We start from the raw sequence: 17074 nt of genomic DNA on the forward strand, positions 1-17074 counted from the left end.
CCACTTTTGCTAATCCAGTTTGTTATCCTAGACTTATCTATTGATTTCTTCAATAAGATTTGCAACCAAAGCTGTCCACCCAGTTTGGTGCGAAGCACCTACACCACGACCGTTATTCCCATCAAAATATTCGTAGAACAGAATTAAGTCTTTAAAATGCTCATCGGTATATTTCTCTTTATCTAACTCATTTACAGGACGGTTTCCATTTTCATCTTTTTTGAAAATACCAATCAGTCTTTTACTGATTTCAAAACCTATTTCTTTTAGGTTCAGTGGATTATCACTTCCAGTTGGATAATCGAATTTTAAATCATCACCAAAATAATTATGATATTCTTTTAAGGAACTTATAAAAAGATAGTTCATTGGCATCCAAATTGGTCCACGCCAGTTAGAGTTTCCACCAAATAAATCGGTAGATGATTCCGCAGGCTCATAGTTTATACCGTATATAGAACCGTTTATCTCTATTTGATATTTGGTTTCATGTGCTTTGGATAATGAACGGATACCGTAGTCGGCCAAAAATTCGGATTCATCTAATATGCTATGTATTAATATGTCCAATCGTTTCCTAGGAACCAAGGACAACAACACGTCTTTATTAGGGTCATATTCTTCTACAACTTGATATTTCTGGGTTTCCACTCTGTACGTACGGTACCAATCCATACTAGCCTTAAAGCGCGGTAATTTTGCTAAACATTCTTTTCTAATGTTCAGTACTGCCGCCATAGATAATAAGCCAGATATTGATCGTACTTTAATTGGTATTTTTTTACCGTCTGGTAGAATCAAGGTATCATAGAAAAACCCTTCTTTCTCATCCCAAGAGCTTATAGATTCTTCGGTAATTTTGTTCAAAGCCTCCGCTATGAATACAAAGTGGCCAAAATATTTAAGGGCCATATCTTCAAAAGTATCGTCGTGCAATGAAATTTCAAGAGCAATTTCAAGCATATTCAAACAGTAAAGTGCCATCCAAGATGTACCATCTACTTGTTCTAGAACACCTCCACCGGGTATGCCATTACTACGGTCAAATACTCCAATGTTGTCCAAGCCAAGAAATCCGCCTTCAAAAACGTTGTTGTTAAGGCTATCTTCTCTATTTACCCACCAAGTGAAATTCAAGGCTAGTTTGTTAAACATGCGTTTTAAGAAGCTTAGGTCTCCTTTGCCTGTTTTACGCTGTTCCATTTGGTAAATCTGGATGGCAGCCCATGCCTGAACTGGAGGGTTTACATCACTAAAATTCCATTCATAGGCAGGAATTTGACCATTTGCGGCCATGTACCATTCTTTGGTGAAGAGCAGGAGCTGTTTTTTTGCAAACTCGTGGTCAACCATAGAGAAGGTAACGCAATGAAAAGCAGAATCCCAAGCTGCAAACCAAGGATATTCCCATGCATCGGGCATTGAGAGAATATCATGGTTTCTAAAGGTCTGCCAAGTGCTGTTGCGTCCATATTTTCGTTCATGTGGGGGATTGGTTGGGGTCACCCTTAATCCATTGTTCTACTTCGTAATTGTAGTATTGCTTGGTCCAGAGTAGCCCAGCAAAAGCTTGTTTCTGTATTTCTCTTTCTTCTTCTGATGAGTTTTCGGTTATGGATTCTAGGAAAGATCGGGACTCCTTAATTCTTTCTTCAAAAACAGCCTCAAAAGTATCACCAATAGGGGAGTCAATATCTTGGTTAGATAGTCTTAACTTAATAACCTTAGTTTCATAGGAGCCAAGTTCAATTCGTACATAGGCGCACACTTGGTACCCTCCTTATTTTTTTCAGCTAAAGAAAAATCATTTTCTATAACGGCGTCATGGAATAAATCTTTTTTAAACGGATGCTCATTGGTTCCGTTAAAAACCCGTTCCTCATTGGTTTCGTTTTCAGTAAATAGTACTCTAGAAGGCTCGTCAAAATACAGGTTATATTTGCCAACATAACTATGGTCTACCGTAACATGTGGTGCTTTTTTACTGCCTTTTTTCTTAATTATGGGCTTCTCCTCCATTCCGGTGAAACTCCAAAAATTTCGAATCCATATGGTAGGTAAAACAACCGCCATTGCTTCTTTTGGGCCGCGGTTACTGATAGAGATTTTTACTAAAATATCCTCTCCTTCGGCTTTTGCGTATTCCGTATGAACATCAAAATACTCGTTATTGTCAAAAATGCCAGTATCTAGCAGTTCAAACTCCGTATCATGTTTTCCCCTGTTGCGGTTTTCTTCTACCAATTGGTTATAAGGAAACTCATTTTGAGGATATTTATAAAGGTGCTTCATATAGGAATGCGAGGGCGTATTCTCTAAATAGTAATAGAGTTCTTTAACGTCTTCGCCATGATTTCCTTGCGGGCCGGTTAATCCAAATAAACGTTCCTTTAAAATAGGGTCTTTGCCGTTCCAAAGTGCCACAGAAAAACAGATATTGCAATAGCGATCGGAAATACCTGCAATTCCATCTTCTCCCCAACGGTAGGTTCTACTTCTGGCATGGTCATGTGGTAGGTAGTTCCATGCATCTCCGTTAGCACTGTAATCTTCCCGTACCGTTCCCCATTGTCGTTCGCTTAGGTATGGTCCCCACTTAAGCCAATCTTTTTCTTTACTATAATGGTCTTTTAGTCTTTTGTCTTCTTTGGTATTCTTGGTCATAAAGTTGAAATATGAATGGGGGTTAATAGCTCAAAGATTTTTTTATAGGGACTGTCCTTAAACTGATACCTAAATTAGGTATATAATGAGGTCTTAGCAAGTTATAAATGATGTAGTCGATAAAATTTTAACTGCTATCGGAAATTTTCGCCACTTTTGTGCGTTCATAGAGTAATTGGTACTGGTGTAGAACGCTTGCCAATCTTCCAAATGAAAAATTACTATTGATATGCAGAAAAAGGGTCATGTATTGTGGAATGTTTTGGGCGTAATAACGGTAATTATTTGTCTATTTGCTTTTGTCCTTCATTTTAAGAACTGGACAAAAACAGATGCTACTGGATTTAGAGTCCTATCTGGTTTTTATTTACAGGAGGTTCCCTTTTCAGCTTTGGATAGTGTGAAATTAGTTCCTAAAATTCCCGGTATGGTACGTCTAAATGGTTTTTCTGCAATGGAAAAGGAAAAAGGTATTTTCAGGGAGTTCAAAGATTCACTTACCGAAAATAAAGTATATGTCTACATTGATAATTTAGAGAATCAAAAAATAAAAATTGTTCATCACGATTCACTAAAACTTTTCATCAATCTTAAAGATTCTACAGAGACTCAACAGTTGTTCGACTTACTATCGAGCAAATTAGTTGTAGAGCCAAACTAAACGTATAAGTTTTATATTCTACAGCCATTTTCTTAATTCTACTATATTAATTTCATTTTAAATAATTCACAGTTCTTTGTTAATCAGAGTAATGTGTTGTATTTTGTTGTGGTAATCATAAAACAAACAATCATGGAAACAGATGAAATTGCCTCTAAATTAGTGGCGTGGTGTAATGCTGGAGATTTTGAAAAACCGTACCAGCAATTGTATAGTGATAAAATTGTAAGCATCGAAAATGATGGTAAGGCAGAAGGTGCTTATGTTGAAGGTTTTGAAGGCATCAAGAAAAAAGGGGAGTGGTGGCAAGAGAATTTTGAGGTTCATAGCAGTAAGGCTTCAGACCCGGTGGTAGCAGATAATTGGTTTTCTGTAAAGTTCACCATGGACACGACTCATAAACCATCTGGGCAGCGCTCAAAAACCTCTGAGATAGCTGTATATGAGGTGCAGGACGGCAAAATTGTAAAAGAGCAGTTTTTCTACAATGAAAAAGGATAATATTTCATAAAATTTTATATCAGAAGAGCCAATCGACTATCGATTGGCTCTTTGTTTTGGAATCAGCAACGCCTATCTTCGCTTTAAAATTTATTCATGATTCTTTCGGCTCAAATAGTAGGTGCATTATATGGTTTATTAGCAGTAATATTCGGTGCTTTTGGAGCTCACGCTTTAAAGAAGTTACTTTCCGAAGAGCAACTTAAAAGTTTTGAAACTGGTATTAAATACCAGATGTACCACGCTATTATATTGTTGCTTATAGGTTTTAATTTTAATATGGATGTTGCCTTTCAGCAGTATATGGTCTATTGTTTTGTAATTGGTACGTTCTTGTTCTCTTTTAGTATCTATGCATTGGTTATTAGCTCTGCAAAAGGAAAGAAATTACGATTTCTAGGACCTATAACACCACTTGGTGGATTGCTCTTGGTATGCGGTTGGGGACTATTGCTGTATAGCTTTATCCGGAACCTTATGGTTTAGTTTTCTGATTGTGTTACGGAAGTAAACTCTTTAATGGCTTGGTTGGGTTCTATAATGTCATGTCCCTTCCAAAAATTTGGGTCGTAATCTGGCATATAAGTAGGAAGAATACCGGTTTTTTCCTCAAACGCCTTAAATTGTCCTGAGTTAATAGGTGTTTCATCAAAAACAATAAGCTCATATTGGTTAATGTTTCCAAAAGCGGCATCTACTTTTAAGGCCAGTTCGTTTTGCTTACGTCTTCCTTTTACGTGTTTGTTTTTTTCAATTATAGTCAATGGTCTTTTGAATCCTCCACGAATGCCTTTTATGATATTATAGTATCGTAGATGGTATTTTTGATCTGTACCTTTATCAAAAAGAATACTTCCCTTTGCTAAATATTCATTCACGGAAACGCCTAGGAGTTTAAAATCACGAAGGGACTCTGTATTCTCAAAATCCATGCGTATTAATGCAAAATCATCTGAGTTTATGTAGAGCATTCCCCCATATTCAGGAGAGCCATCGGGTACAAAACGTATAACATACACCGCTTGATCACCTAAATAGGTGTGGTTTTCAAGCGTCAGTTCATAGCGGCCCGGCTTAAATATGACGTTATAGTCAGTATCATCAAAAATGGGTAGGTTCTCAAAAAGATTACCCAGTGTTTTTCTTTTGTATTCAAGAAAAAATTCGCGTCTTTCTTCTTTCTTTTTCTTCTCTTGTTCAAGGTGTTCATTTAGTGCTGCGGCATCTGTAGAATCTATCTCTTCTTTAAAGATGTCACTCATATCCTCAGCGTCTACCTTGGTGCCGAACAGCCCAGACTTTACTTTAAAGTAAGAATCTGTTTTAATATTTTCTTTCGCAATTTTATTGAATTTTTCTTCTAAGATTTCAACATCAAGCTCTTTGCTTTTATCATAGAGTTCAGAGGCTTTTATGAGGTCTAATTTTTGCTCATCAGCATCGTCCGCACCATAGAGGTCGCCCAGCATTTCAGTATAATAAATGTTGTTTTTGGGAATGGTTTGAATTACACTATCCAAGAAACTTTTATTAAAAGCATCAATCGTAGATTTCTTTATTTCGTAATTGGTCTTTATAATGTTATTCTGGTAGGTTTCCCTGAGGAAAAGTCGTTTTTTAGAAAATTCGGTGATGTAATTTTTTTGGGTTTTCTTCAACAAGCTCAACAATTTCTTCTGGAGTGTAGTTTTTGTTGGAAACAATAACTTCTTGAAGTTCTATGGCTTTTGGTCTAAGGGTGATAAGGCTATCGGTAAACTCTGAAATAGGCCTTCCAATAGATTCGTACCCAATACAGGAAATGAAAAGAGAATCAGTAGCCTCTACTGCGTCAGATAATAGAAATTTAAATTTACCTTCTTCATTGGTAATCATACCCCTGTTATTCAGCTGCACGGTAGCGTAAGGCACGGGTTTTTTTGAAACGGAATCTACAATGATAGAACTTAAACTCTGGGCATGTTGTGTTGTGGTGAAAAATAGGAAGAAAGCGAACAGATAAGCGAAGGATTTTGGCATATTCATGGCTAATGGCTATTCAAAAAAAGCGATAGCATTTGAGGTAAGCACGGTTTTTTTGATTTATTTAATACCGATTTATCCTTTTATTAACGAATTAACCTACAAAATAAGCGAGACAAATGTCCTGTACTCTAATATGTTGCTAGATTGAAGATGAACGGTTTAAGCAGGTTGACAATATAATTAGTGACAACCACAACCATCTTGCCCGCAAGCTTTGGTGTTCCCTTTTTTGTGGGCAAACAATGCTTTTGGCAAAAAGAATTTCTTCACTAAATAACCTACTGAGATTGCTAAAACTATATAAACCAATATGGGTTGAAGTATGCTCATTTTATTTTAATGTTTGATATGCTACCAAGGCAACAATATACGCAAAAGCGCTCATAAAAACTAGTTGTGCGGCAGGCCATTTCCAAGTATTCGTTTCTCGTTTTACCACGGCCAATGTACTCATACATTGCATAGCAAACGCATAAAACAGTAATAGGGAAACTCCGGATGCCAAATTAAACAGTGGCTTTTTTGTCTTAGGGTTTATTTCTGCGGCCATCCTGTTTTGAATAGTTTGTTCTTCATCGCTACCCACACTATAAATTGTGGCTAAGGTACCAACGAATACTTCACGTGCTGCAAATGATGTGAGGACCGCAATACCAATTTTCCAATCGTAGCCCAGTGGATGAACAATGGGCTCTATGGCCTTACCCATATATCCTATATAGGAATTTTCTAACTTATAGCTAGAAATTTCTTGGTGCAGGGCTTTCTGTTCAAGAAATGTTTGTTTTTGTGCTAAAGAATCAGACAGGGCAGCGGCATCCATTTGGTACGCATTGCTACTGATACTATCTTTTATAGCCAATTCATAAGCAGATAATGCACTTACAATACTTGTTTGGTTAAAGTCTGAAAATCCTTCGGTTTGAACGCGGTTAGTAACAATTTCATCAGCATTCTTAAAATCATCGGCATAACCATTAGAACCTAAAAACCATAGTACTACTGAAATGGCCAAGATGATTTTTCCTGCACCCAAAACAAAACTTTTGGTCTTTTCCCAGACCGTATATGCTACATTTTTAGGTAAAGGTAATTTGTAGTTTGGCATTTCGACAACAAAGAAAGACCTGCCTTTAATTTTCAATATTTTGTTCAGTATTAAGGCTGAAAAAATTGCGGCTCCAAAACCAAGTAAATACAGTAACATTAAAGTAAGAGCCTTGTAACCTAGCCCTAGAAAACTACCTTCTGGTATAACCAGAGCAATGATAATGATGTAAATAGGTAACCGTGCCGAACAGGTTGTAAAGGGCGTAACGAGTATAGTTATCAGTCTTTCTTTCCAGTTTTCAATAGTTCGGGTGGCCATTACAGCAGGTATGGCACAGGCCGTACCCGATATTAAAGGCACAACACTTTTACCACTTAGACCAAAGGGACGCATAAGGCGGTCCATTAAGAATACCACGCGGCTCATATAACCTGTTTCTTCTAAAAGAGAAATAAACAAGAACAAGAAAGCAATCTGCGGAATAAACATGGCAATACCGCCAATACCTGTTAAGATTCCTTCTGCAATTAAATCCGTGAACACACCCATGGCGGAAGTGTATCCTTTACCCATGAACTTGCAGAAGCAAAAAACGTTTCTATTAAATCTTGGGGGTATCCGCTCCACTCATAAATTCCCTGAAATATGGTAAGGAGAATAATCATGAAAATTACATATCCAAAAACCTTGTGTGTAAGAACCTTATCTAATGAAGCCCTAAAACCTTTGGCAATGGCCAAATCTACTTTGTAAGTCCCTTTTAGGATACCATTAATAAATTGGTATCTAAGAATAGTTTCTTTCTGTTGTAGTCGTTTTAATTCTGATTTAGATTTGGTAGCAAAAGACGATGCATCTTTAAAGAGTTTTTTCTCAATGGGCATAAAATTGACGTCTTGCGTAATAACAAGCCACAATTTATACAGGTCTTCATTAGGAAAAGCTTCTTTTAATTTTTTAAAATATCCGGGGTCTATTACCGTAATATCTACATTTTGTACTGTAGATAGATTTTTGTAATCAGAAATTAGCGCTTTAAGTTTGTCAATACCAACACCTTTTCGGGTACTGACCAACGCAATCTTGGTATTTAGCTTTTTCTCTAAAAGTGGAATATCTACCGTTATACCCTTGCGAGACATACGATCCGCCATATTAATAACAAGAATGGCAGGTATTTTAAGGTCTTTTATCTGCGTGAATAAAAGAAGATTTCGTTTCAAGTTTTCTACATCAGAAACAACAATAGCCACATCTGGGTGATTCTTGTCGTTTTTGTTCAGTAGCAACTCTACGGCAACACTCTCGTCCAAAGAGGTTGTATTTAAACTATAAGTGCCCGGTAAGTCTAGTATGTGTGCTTTTATTCCCCTAGGTAATTTGCAGATACCCTCTTTTTTTTCAACAGTAATACCTGGATAATTACCTACTTTCTGATTAAGTCCGGTCAGTTGATTAAAAACGGAAGTTTTACCGGTATTGGGGTTTCCTATAAGTGCAACGTTAATTTGTTTACTCATAAAACCGGGGTATCTTCTATAATTTCCAGCTCAATGAGCTTTGCAGTTTCACGTCTTATAGCAATATGTGAACCATTTACGTTTATATAAATAGGGTCTTTAAAAGGGGCAACCTGAACCAATTCTATCTCATTACCTTATGGCAAACAACCTAATTCTAGCAATTTAATAGGCAGGGAGCCATCAGAGAATTCTTTTATAATTCCCTTTTGTCCTTTCTTTAGTTGTGCGACCGTAATTCCCAATGTTTATTTAGATTGATTACAAGTAAGGGCAAAAGTAGCATAAATTATCCTAAAAGAGACGGGTTGAATCCCAAAAAATCCTAAAAAAGGCGAAGTTTTTAGGTTGATGAAAATTGATTAGGAGAATACAAAGTGTTGTAGTTTTTATTTAGAGAGATACATTCGGTTATTAGAATGCAAACATGATGGTTTATTACTCTTTATTTGAGGCCATTAGAATTTTTAAATCCCCCATTAATTTCTCTATCTCTTCTTCATTGGTGCCGTCGTAAAACCCACGGATGCGCTTTTTCTTATCCACTAAAATGAAGTTTTCGGTATGAATCATGTCAAAAGGACCGCCATCACCATCATCTTTAACGGCTAAGTATGATTTTCGTGCCAGTTCATATATCTGCTTTTTGTCTCCTGTTACCAAGTTCCATTTGGAATCATCCACACCTTTTTCAACTGCATATTTCTTCAATTGCGCCACAGAATCAATTTCTGGAGTCACCGAATGTGATAAAAGCATCACATCATCAAAATCTTTAATGCGTTCCTGAATACTCACCATATTCTTAGTCATAATTGGGCAAATGGTAGGGCAGGTAGTAAAAAAGAAATCAGCTATATAAATTTTATCGGCATAATTGGCCTGCGTTATGGTTTCCCCATTTTGATTGGTCAAAGAAAAATCTGCAATGGTATGGTATTTTCTTTTGTACTGAATTGTACTGTCCACAAGTTCAGGGTTAACCATGGTAGGTTGGTAAACCGTCAGTATTTCAGGTGGTTGCAGCGCATTATAGAACAGATACATGATTACGGCAGAGAGCCCTAATAATACAAGACCAAAAAATTTATATTTTGAGAAAAAAGAGCGCATAATCTTTTTGGTAAAGATACGTTAGTCAGTACAAGCATTCAACCAATACTGCCTTATAGTGCTGCTAAATGTTTCTTAAAATCAAATGGCGGTTATCAGTTATTTTTTTTAAGCGACTGTAAAAGTGTACTTTTGTCGGCTGAATTCAAGATGAGTTCATTAATTATAGAAAACATAGATGAGTCCGTTTATTATTAAGACTATACAATTTCTTTTAAGCCTTTCATTGTTGATCGTACTGCACGAAATGGGGCATTTTATTCCAGCTAAATTATTTAAAACTCGTGTAGAGAAGTTCTACTTGTTCTTTGATGTTAAGTTCTCTCTTTTAAAAAGAAGATAGGTGAAACCGTTTATGGTATTGGCTGGCTTCCATTAGGTGGTTATGTAAAAATATCCGGTATGATTGACGAGAGCATGGATACCGAGGCAATGAGCGAAGAGCCTAAGGAATGGGAGTTTAGAAGCAAGCCAGCTTGGCAACGACTTATTATTATGTTGGGCGGGGTAACCGTAAACTTCATTCTTGCGTTGGTTATTTATATTGGTATGGCGTATGCTTATGGCGATACTTTTATACCTGCAGATGGTTTAAAAGACGGTGTGTATGTTACAGAAGAGACCATTGGTGATGAAATTGGTATTCAAACCGGAGATAAAATCCTAGCGGTTGACGGTGAGAAAATCAAAGATTTCAATACTATCTTCATGGATATTATTAACGGAAACAACATTACAATAGACCGTAATGGCGAAATTATAGAAAAGGAGATTCCTGTTGATTTTATAAATACACTGCTTGACGATAAAGACCGTATCCGGTTTTTGAGTTTTCGTTTCCCATTTTTAATCGGGGAAGTTTCACCAGAATCATTAAATATTGATGCTGGCCTTGAGCCTAAGGATGAAATAATGGAGATAGCTGGGAAGAAAGTTACCTATTTTGATGAGGTTAAACCTATTTTGGAACAGTATAAAGGACAGAAAATTAACCTTACCGTTATACGTGATAATAGTGTTCGTAAAGTTATACCAGTAGTAATCAATGATTCTTCGCAAATTGGAGTACGTCCAGTTATGCCTTCTATGGATGAAATGGAAAAAAGAGGTCTTTTAAGTATTCAGACTGAGAAATACACTTTTGCTGAATCTATTCCCGCAGGAATAAATAAAGGTGTAACTACATTTACTGGGTATTTGAAACAATTGAAAAAGATTTTTAATCCAGATACAGGTGCTTACAAGGGTGTTGGTGGTTTTGCGGCCATTGGCGGACTTTTTCCCGAGGCTTGGAACTGGCAGGTGTTTTGGGGTACAACGGCGTTCTTATCCATTATGCTGGGTGTTTTGAACTTGCTACCGATACCAGCGTTAGATGGTGGTCATGTAATGTTTTTGTTATATGAAATGGTTTCAGGTCGTAAGCCAAGTGATAAGTTTTTAGAATATGCTCAGGTAGTTGGCTTCTTTTTATTGCTTGCTTTAATACTGTTTGCTAACGGAAATGACCTTTATAGATACTTAATGGAAAAATAGATTGTAAATTTTATTTGGGACAATAAAAAAAACTATTATATTTGCACCCGCTTAGATAAACTAAGCGAATATATTTTCCTCCTTAGCTCAGTTGGTTAGAGCATCTGACTGTTAATCAGAGGGTCCTTGGTTCGAGCCCAAGAGGGGGAGCAACAAAAAGCTAGTCGAAAGACTGGCTTTTCTTGTTTTTATACGTATTTGTTGGGTTTGGAGTGGGTTTAGTCCCAAGTCAATTCTTCTTATAAAAGTCAACTTGTCAAGTTTTTCGGAGAAATAAGAGAGCCTATTCGGTGAGCTATTAGTTATCACTGGAGACTCACTTTCTGAATTGCGTGTCAATTGGTCAGGGAAAAATCAAAGCTTGCCCATTCAGTTCTGTAATTAAACAGCACTAACTAAGTCAAAAGAATAAATGCCCTTTAAACATTAAATTTCCCTATTTAAAGAAAACAAGGAGTCTTCATCAAGTATAATGATTTTGCTTTAAAAACAACAATAATAATATTGAGTGAGTTAGCCTACTAACAGCAACTTAGGAACCTCTAAGGTTTATCTAGACCCAACTATAATAAGACTAAATTGATTATTGGTGTTACAAACCCTATATTTAGAAGTACACATTCATATATTTAATTAAATGGTGTTAAGGTCTTTTGAGCTATTTTTTCTTTTTTTTTCAATGGGAATTTTTTCCCAAGAGCTACCTCCTATTCAAAACTATAGTCCGGTCGATTATGGGGCTCAAAACCAAAATTGGTCGCTCTCTCAGTCTGATGATAAATATGTGTATGCAGCCAACAATGGAGGATTGCTAGAGTTCAATGGAATAAACTGGAATCTATATCCATCACCAAATGGTTCAACTTTAAGATCAGTAAAAGCATTTATGGGTCTGGTTTATACAGGTTGTTATATGGAGTTCGGTTTTTGGAAAAGAAATAGCTATGGAGAGTTGTTTTATAATTCAATAAGCAACAAGTTGCCCGTTGAGTTATTAGAAGATGAGGAGTTCTGGAATATTGTGACGTTGGATAATTATATACTATTTCAAAGTTTAGAGCGCATATACGTTTACAATGTTTCTGATAACTCTGTTAAAGTGATTGAAACTAGGACTAGTAGGGCAAAAATATTCAATATTAATGGAACCATCTATTTTCATAGTATAGTCAATGGCCTCTTTAAAATAGAGAATGGCGAAAAAGTATTGGTATCCAATCATTATCTGTTAAAGAAATTCGTTGTTGCTGGTATTTTTTCTGTTAACAACAGAACTATACTAGTTACAGAAAAGGGAGATTTTTACTTTCTGGAAAATGAAGATTTAGTACCATGGCACAATCCGCTTAAAGAACAGTCTAATGCCGTAAATGTTTACAGTAGTATTCAATTAGCAGATGGTAGTATTGCTTTAGGTACGATTTCTCACGGAATCTATCTTATTAGTAAGAAGGGTGATGTTATAACCAATATCGATCAAGAAAATGGATTAAACAATAACACGGTACTCTCCATTTTGGAAGATGTTGAACATAACCTGTGGTTGGCTCTGGATAATGGTATTAGTATTATTAATATAGACTCCCCTTTTAATGAATATATTGATAGGAATGGAAAATTAGGGGTAGTTTACGCCTCTGCTGTGTTTAAAGATTATTTCTATTTGGGAACTAACCAAGGCTTGTTTTATAAGAGAATAAATTCGAAAGGTGACTTTGAGCTTATTAGTGGTACAGAGGGTCAAGTCTGGCTTTTAAAGAAATTTGATGATGTGCTTTTTTGTGGGCACAACAATGGGACTTATGCTGTGAGCCAAGAATAAGGCTAAATTGATTTCAAATTTTTATGGAACGTGGGATATCAAGGACATACCAAACCATAGAGACATGTTGTTACAAGGTAACTTTAATGGGTTGAGTGTGCTTGAAAGAATTAACGGTAATTGGGTGTTTAAGAATAAAATTGAAGGCTTTGGTATTTCAAGTCGTTTTTTAGAATTTATTGGTGATACTAAAGTAGCTGTGAATCGTGAGTTCAAAGGTATTTTTGAATTGGAATTAGATAATGATTTCTCCAAAGTAGTTGAGGAAAAAAACGAAGCTTCAAAGGGTACCGGAGCAAGTTTATCAACTTATCTGGGAAATGTGTTGTATGCTAGTAATAATGGTATTTTTAAATATAACGAGAATACCCAAACTTTTGTTATTGACACTGTGCTCACTACTATTTTTTATGACAATAATGATAACCCTGTGGGTATTTTTATAGCTGACGAACAATCAAAGCGCCTATGGTCTTTTACAAATAGTAATATTGTATATGCCTCTCCTGAGAAGTTTAACTCAAGCTCAAAAATCAATAAAATAGCAATTCCTTCGGATGTTAGAAGGAATTTAGGTGTTTTGGGTTTTGAGAGTCTTACTCCTATTAATAATGAGAAGTATTTAATAGGAATGTCTAATGGGTATCTAACTTTAGACTTAAAGAAGTTAACTTCCAAGGAATACTCTATTCGGATTAATTCAATTTCAAGAAAGTCGAATGATTCTGAAACCGAAAAAATTTCTCTCGATAGTACAACAACTTTTAACTATACACAGAATAACCTCTTCTTTTCATACCATGTCCCCGAATTTGATAAATATACCGAAGTTAATTACCAATATCAATTAGAAGGAATTCATGAACAATGGAGCGACTTTGCTAGTGTTTCTAACGTCTCTTTCGAAAATTTACCATATGGTAATTATACATTTAATGTGCGAGCCAGAGTAGGTAATGACATTTCTACTAATATAGCATCATATAGTTTTAGGATTGAACGGCCATGGTATCTTTCTAATATGGCTATATTACTTTATGTGCTTTGTTTTTTTCTATCTGGTTTTTTCGTTCATAGATTATATAAGAATTATTACAGAAGACAGCGTGAACAGCTTTTGAGCGATGGAAAAAAGAAGCTAAAGCGTAAAAAGTTGAAGGCGCAAAAGAAAATAGTTCAGATAAAAAATGAAAAACTGAGAGAGGAAGTTGCAAATAAGAATAGGGAATTGGCCATATCAACGATGAGCATTATTAAAAGGAATGAATTTCTCATTACAAGGATCAATTAAAAAAGAATGCAAATAATCCTGAGGTAAAATCTGTAATTAGAACAATAGACCGAAATATTAATAATTCAGACGATTGGAAATTTTTTGAAGATGCTTTTAATAATGCAGATAAAGACTTTTTAAAAAAAGTAAAAAATCTGCATCCAGAGTTAACCGCTAATGATCTTCGCTTATGTGCTTATCTAAGATTGAACCTATCTTCAAAAGAAATCGCTCCGTTGCTTAATATTTCCCTACGCAGCGTTGAAGTAAAGCGATATCGTCTACGTAAAAAAATGAACTTACTACATAAAGATGGTCTTACTGATCATATTATGAATATTTAGATTCCACAACATACTACGATCTTACCACAACATTACCTATACAAAACTCTAGTATTAGGAATATTTGGGTGGATTCATGGTGATTGTCAAATTACTCTTCATAAGTATATAATATTGATGATTTGATAAAATTTAGCGCTTAATTTTAGTTTGTATGTTTTTTGTATGGGTTCTTTTTATGTTTTTATAAAAACAATACAATAATTTGCTAATGACTTTAAAGCTTATTATTGGTTTTATAATAGGAACTTAAATACGAATACTTTTAAACTAAAAAAACTAAATAAAAGAGACTATGAAAAAAATGAAGTATATGATTGCAATGTTGCTTATGATTTCAATAGGCTGTGACGATGACGACATTCGCGGAAATTTACCATTAACAAATTTTTCTCCAAATGCAGAAGTTAAAACTGATGGTTCAGGAGATGTTATCTTTAAAACTACGGTATCGGGTGCCACTTTAGTAGAGTACGATTTTGGGGACGGTACTACTGGAGAATCACTTACTGGTTATACTGTACATAGGTATACCGAAGCTGGTCAGAATACCTATACGGTGACAATTACGGCCACTGGCTCAGATGGCACTACGCTAACTGAAACGGTGGTGGTGACTATAGATTTACCTGTTACCAATTCGGACTTTGTAAACTTGCTTACCAATGGAGATTCAAAAACATGGTTTGTTGGAGTGGCACAACCCAGTCATTTGGGCTTAGGACCAGCGCGGGAAGGTATTGATGGAGATTGGTGGTATCCTAAATGGTATTCGTCTCAGGCTTTTGAAAAATGTAGTGACGAACTCTCAGATTGCTTTTGCGATGATGAGTTGACCTTTTCGGTAGATAATAATGGAGAAGTTTCTTATGTGCTTGACAATAAGGGGCAAACTTTCTTTAACGTCGGTCATAAAGATGTGGCTGGTGGGACAGCAGATGAAGATTACTGTTATGATTACGATACCTCAGGCACCAAAAATGTGACTATAACAATGGTTTCAGGTAATGTTCCCGAAGGAGAAACTACCGGCACGCAAATGGATTTTTCTGATGGTGGGTTTATGAGTTATTATGTAGGTTCATCTTCCTATGAAGTTCTTTCGATTAGTGAGGATCTATTATATGTACGTACTTATGATAGTGAAAATCCAGATTTAGCGTGGTATCTTAGGTTTACTTCAGAAGCTGCAACCGGAGGAGGAGAGGAGTCTCTTGAGACCGTATACACCAATCTGGTTTGGTCTGATGAGTTTGATGTGGATGGCGCACCAAATCCAGTAAATTGGACTTATGATTTAGGAGCAGGTGGCTGGGGAAATGGTGAGGCCCAAGACTATACTAGTAATCCTGAAAACGTTAAGGTAGAAGACGGTATGCTGAAAATTACCGCTATAGGTTCAGGTGATGCAAGCGGTACCAAGCATTATTATGATGATATAACTTTGGTTGGTGCTGGAGGAGCAATTTCCGAAGTGGAAAATTTTGAAGGAACTGCTCCTGTATTTACCAACTTTGGAGGAGCTTCTTCTTCTGTTATTGATAACCCTGATACTAAGGGAGAAAATACATCAACAAAAGTGGGCGAATCTTTAAAGACTAATGGTGCCGAGATTTGGGGAGGGTCTTTCTTTGATACATCCACTCCATTAGATTTGAGTACATATTCAACTATTAGTATAAAGACTTGGTCTCCAACTGTTGGAGCTGTAATTAGGTTAAAAATTGAAAACCAAGCCAATGACCATAATTCTTTGAGGTTGATGCTAATACTACGGTGTCTGAAGCATGGGAAACACTAACTTTTGATCTTAGTACTGCACCGGCGTTTACCTATGATAGAGTGGTATTGTTCTTTGATTTTGGGGTTAGCCCTGTTGGCAACGCCGCATATACTTCTGCACGAATTAAATCTGAAAATTTGTATGAGTTTACCTATGGTAGAGTAGAAGTTAGAGCTAAACTGCCTTCCGCCGGAGGTACATGGCCTGCATTATGGGCTTTAGGTGCTAACTTTGATGAAGTGGGATGGCCTGCAAGTGGAGAAATTGATATCATGGAACATGTAGGGAACAATTCAAATATCGTTTCCAGTGCTTTACATTATCCTAGTAATTCCGGTGGTAATGCAGTAACAAATTCAACTTCTTTACCTACAGCAACATCTGAATTTCATAACTATACGGTGGAATGGACCCCAGAGAGTATTAAGTTCGTAGTTGATGATGAGCTAATACACACTAGTTTTGTGAATTCTATTGATACCCCATTTAACAATGATTTCTTTTTTATAATGAATATCGCGATGGGTGGTAGTTTGGGCGGTGTAATTGACCCTGCTTTTACCCAAGATACTATGGAGGTAGATTATATAAAAGTCTATCAATAATTTCAATTAAATTTAATAAAAAACGGCCAATGGATTTTATTCCATTGGCCGTTTTTTATTTATATACTTCTTCTGGTATAAGAATTTAATTATTACCTATAATTAAACTATTTTTTCAAAACAATAGGTTTCGATATCGTTACCTTGGTGTATATAAAGTAAACCTATGCTATATC

General features: G+C 36.0%; 15 protein-coding genes, 1 tRNA gene and 3 pseudogenes. 10 read left to right on the top strand and 9 right to left on the bottom strand.

What is annotated here, in order from left to right; all coding sequences use genetic code 11:
• Positions 1-33: 33 nt before the first annotated feature.
• Genes Q5W13_RS24865 through Q5W13_RS24875 form a run of 3 tightly spaced genes read right to left on the bottom strand, consistent with a single transcriptional unit; the run spans position 34 to position 2664 of the window.
• Positions 34-1506 (bottom strand): MGH1-like glycoside hydrolase domain-containing protein, encoded by a 1473-nt coding sequence (locus tag Q5W13_RS24865; RefSeq protein WP_368662504.1) that lies wholly within the window; start codon positions 1504-1506, stop codon positions 34-36.
• Entirely contained in the window at positions 1481-1768 is a 288-nt protein-coding gene (locus Q5W13_RS24870) for a hypothetical protein (protein WP_368662505.1), read from the bottom strand. Before Q5W13_RS24870 ends, Q5W13_RS24865 begins: the two co-directional genes overlap by 26 nt.
• The gene (locus tag Q5W13_RS24875) at positions 1711-2664 is read right to left on the bottom strand and encodes a hypothetical protein (protein WP_368662506.1); all 954 of its coding nucleotides are present in this window, start codon (positions 2662-2664) and stop codon (positions 1711-1713) included. The genes Q5W13_RS24870 and Q5W13_RS24875 overlap by 58 nt, the downstream gene beginning before the upstream one ends.
• 229 nt (positions 2665-2893) lie before the next feature.
• Between Q5W13_RS24875 and Q5W13_RS09650 the strand changes: the two genes are divergently transcribed.
• From Q5W13_RS09650 to Q5W13_RS09660, 3 genes are all read left to right on the top strand, one after another.
• Positions 2894-3325 carry a hypothetical protein gene (locus tag Q5W13_RS09650; RefSeq protein WP_155595113.1) on the top strand — a complete coding sequence of 144 codons (432 nt, stop codon included), beginning with the start codon at positions 2894-2896 and terminating at the stop codon, positions 3323-3325.
• A 132-nt stretch (positions 3326-3457) separates the two neighbouring features.
• Positions 3458-3826 (top strand): nuclear transport factor 2 family protein, encoded by a 369-nt coding sequence (locus tag Q5W13_RS09655; RefSeq protein WP_155595112.1) that lies wholly within the window; start codon positions 3458-3460, stop codon positions 3824-3826.
• A gap of 96 nt (positions 3827-3922) precedes the next feature.
• Positions 3923-4312, top strand: coding sequence for a DUF423 domain-containing protein (locus tag Q5W13_RS09660; protein WP_304446137.1), 390 nt, complete (start codon positions 3923-3925; stop codon positions 4310-4312).
• On the opposite strand, the gene Q5W13_RS09665 is transcribed toward Q5W13_RS09660, so the two are convergent.
• The 6 genes and pseudogenes from Q5W13_RS09665 to Q5W13_RS09690 all read right to left on the bottom strand — a co-directional run bounded on the left by Q5W13_RS09665 (position 4309) and on the right by Q5W13_RS09690 (position 9535).
• Positions 4309-5484 carry a carboxypeptidase-like regulatory domain-containing protein gene (locus tag Q5W13_RS09665; protein WP_304446138.1) on the bottom strand — a complete coding sequence of 392 codons (1176 nt, stop codon included), beginning with the start codon at positions 5482-5484 and terminating at the stop codon, positions 4309-4311. The genes Q5W13_RS09660 and Q5W13_RS09665 overlap by 4 nt on opposite strands.
• Positions 5444-5845: a carboxypeptidase-like regulatory domain-containing protein gene (locus tag Q5W13_RS09670; RefSeq protein ID WP_304446139.1), complete on the bottom strand. Its 402-nt coding sequence runs from the start codon at positions 5843-5845 to the stop codon at positions 5444-5446. Before Q5W13_RS09670 ends, Q5W13_RS09665 begins: the two co-directional genes overlap by 41 nt.
• Before the next feature lie 186 nt (positions 5846-6031).
• Entirely contained in the window at positions 6032-6181 is a 150-nt protein-coding gene (locus Q5W13_RS09675; protein ID WP_304446140.1) for a hypothetical protein, read from the bottom strand.
• A gap of 1 nt (position 6182) precedes the next feature.
• Positions 6183-8422: pseudogene (feoB, locus tag Q5W13_RS09680) on the bottom strand (ferrous iron transport protein B).
• A pseudogene (locus tag Q5W13_RS09685) lies at positions 8419-8667 on the bottom strand (FeoA family protein). The pseudogenes feoB and Q5W13_RS09685 overlap by 4 nt, the downstream one beginning before the upstream one ends.
• 193 nt (positions 8668-8860) lie before the next feature.
• On the bottom strand, positions 8861-9535 hold the full coding sequence (locus tag Q5W13_RS09690; protein WP_304446141.1) for an SCO family protein: 675 nt from the start codon (positions 9533-9535) through the stop codon (positions 8861-8863).
• 178 nt (positions 9536-9713) lie between these two features.
• On the opposite strand from Q5W13_RS09690, the pseudogene rseP reads away from it, so the two are divergent.
• The 7 genes and pseudogenes from rseP (at position 9714) to Q5W13_RS09725 (ending at position 16898) form a co-directional block, all read left to right on the top strand.
• Positions 9714-11071, top strand: a pseudogene (rseP, locus tag Q5W13_RS09695) (RIP metalloprotease RseP).
• A gap of 76 nt (positions 11072-11147) precedes the next feature.
• Positions 11148-11221: transfer RNA gene (locus tag Q5W13_RS09700), tRNA-Asn, on the top strand.
• A gap of 529 nt (positions 11222-11750) precedes the next feature.
• The gene (locus tag Q5W13_RS09705) at positions 11751-12893 is read left to right on the top strand and encodes a ligand-binding sensor domain-containing protein (RefSeq protein WP_304446142.1); all 1143 of its coding nucleotides are present in this window, start codon (positions 11751-11753) and stop codon (positions 12891-12893) included.
• Positions 12894-12957: 64 nt separating this feature from the next.
• Positions 12958-14184: a triple tyrosine motif-containing protein gene (locus Q5W13_RS09710; protein WP_304446143.1), complete on the top strand. Its 1227-nt coding sequence runs from the start codon at positions 12958-12960 to the stop codon at positions 14182-14184.
• Between the two features lie 188 nt (positions 14185-14372).
• Positions 14373-14510, top strand: coding sequence for a helix-turn-helix transcriptional regulator (locus tag Q5W13_RS09715; RefSeq protein ID WP_304446144.1), 138 nt, complete (start codon positions 14373-14375; stop codon positions 14508-14510).
• A gap of 295 nt (positions 14511-14805) precedes the next feature.
• On the top strand, positions 14806-16311 hold the full coding sequence (locus Q5W13_RS09720) for a PKD domain-containing protein (protein ID WP_304446145.1): 1506 nt from the start codon (positions 14806-14808) through the stop codon (positions 16309-16311).
• Positions 16287-16898: a glycoside hydrolase family 16 protein gene (locus Q5W13_RS09725; protein WP_304446146.1), complete on the top strand. Its 612-nt coding sequence runs from the start codon at positions 16287-16289 to the stop codon at positions 16896-16898. Before Q5W13_RS09720 ends, Q5W13_RS09725 begins: the two co-directional genes overlap by 25 nt.
• Positions 16899-17074 lie beyond the last annotated feature (176 nt).

Origin of the sequence: Zobellia laminariae (genome assembly GCF_030553095.1) — a bacterium.
Lineage (GTDB): Bacteria > Bacteroidota > Bacteroidia > Flavobacteriales > Flavobacteriaceae > Zobellia > Zobellia laminariae.

Bases quoted from the DNA above. Each gene is read 5' to 3' on its own strand.
- Q5W13_RS09660 (WP_304446137.1), top strand. From the start codon at position 3,923: ATGATTCTTTCGGCTCAAATAGTAGGTGCATTATATGGTTTATTAGCA.
- Q5W13_RS24875 (WP_368662506.1), bottom strand. From the start codon at position 2,664: ATGACCAAGAATACCAAAGAAGACAAAAGACTAAAAGACCATTATAGT.
- Q5W13_RS09705 (WP_304446142.1), top strand. From the start codon at position 11,751: ATGGGAATTTTTTCCCAAGAGCTACCTCCTATTCAAAACTATAGTCCG.
- Q5W13_RS09710 (WP_304446143.1), top strand. From the start codon at position 12,958: ATGTTGTTACAAGGTAACTTTAATGGGTTGAGTGTGCTTGAAAGAATT.
- Q5W13_RS09670 (WP_304446139.1), bottom strand. From the start codon at position 5,845: ATGCCAAAATCCTTCGCTTATCTGTTCGCTTTCTTCCTATTTTTCACC.
- Q5W13_RS09690 (WP_304446141.1), bottom strand. From the start codon at position 9,535: ATGCGCTCTTTTTTCTCAAAATATAAATTTTTTGGTCTTGTATTATTA.
- Q5W13_RS09650 (WP_155595113.1), top strand. From the start codon at position 2,894: ATGCAGAAAAAGGGTCATGTATTGTGGAATGTTTTGGGCGTAATAACG.
- Q5W13_RS09655 (WP_155595112.1), top strand. From the start codon at position 3,458: ATGGAAACAGATGAAATTGCCTCTAAATTAGTGGCGTGGTGTAATGCT.
- Q5W13_RS09720 (WP_304446145.1), top strand. From the start codon at position 14,806: ATGAAAAAAATGAAGTATATGATTGCAATGTTGCTTATGATTTCAATA.
- Q5W13_RS09675 (WP_304446140.1), bottom strand. From the start codon at position 6,181: ATGAGCATACTTCAACCCATATTGGTTTATATAGTTTTAGCAATCTCA.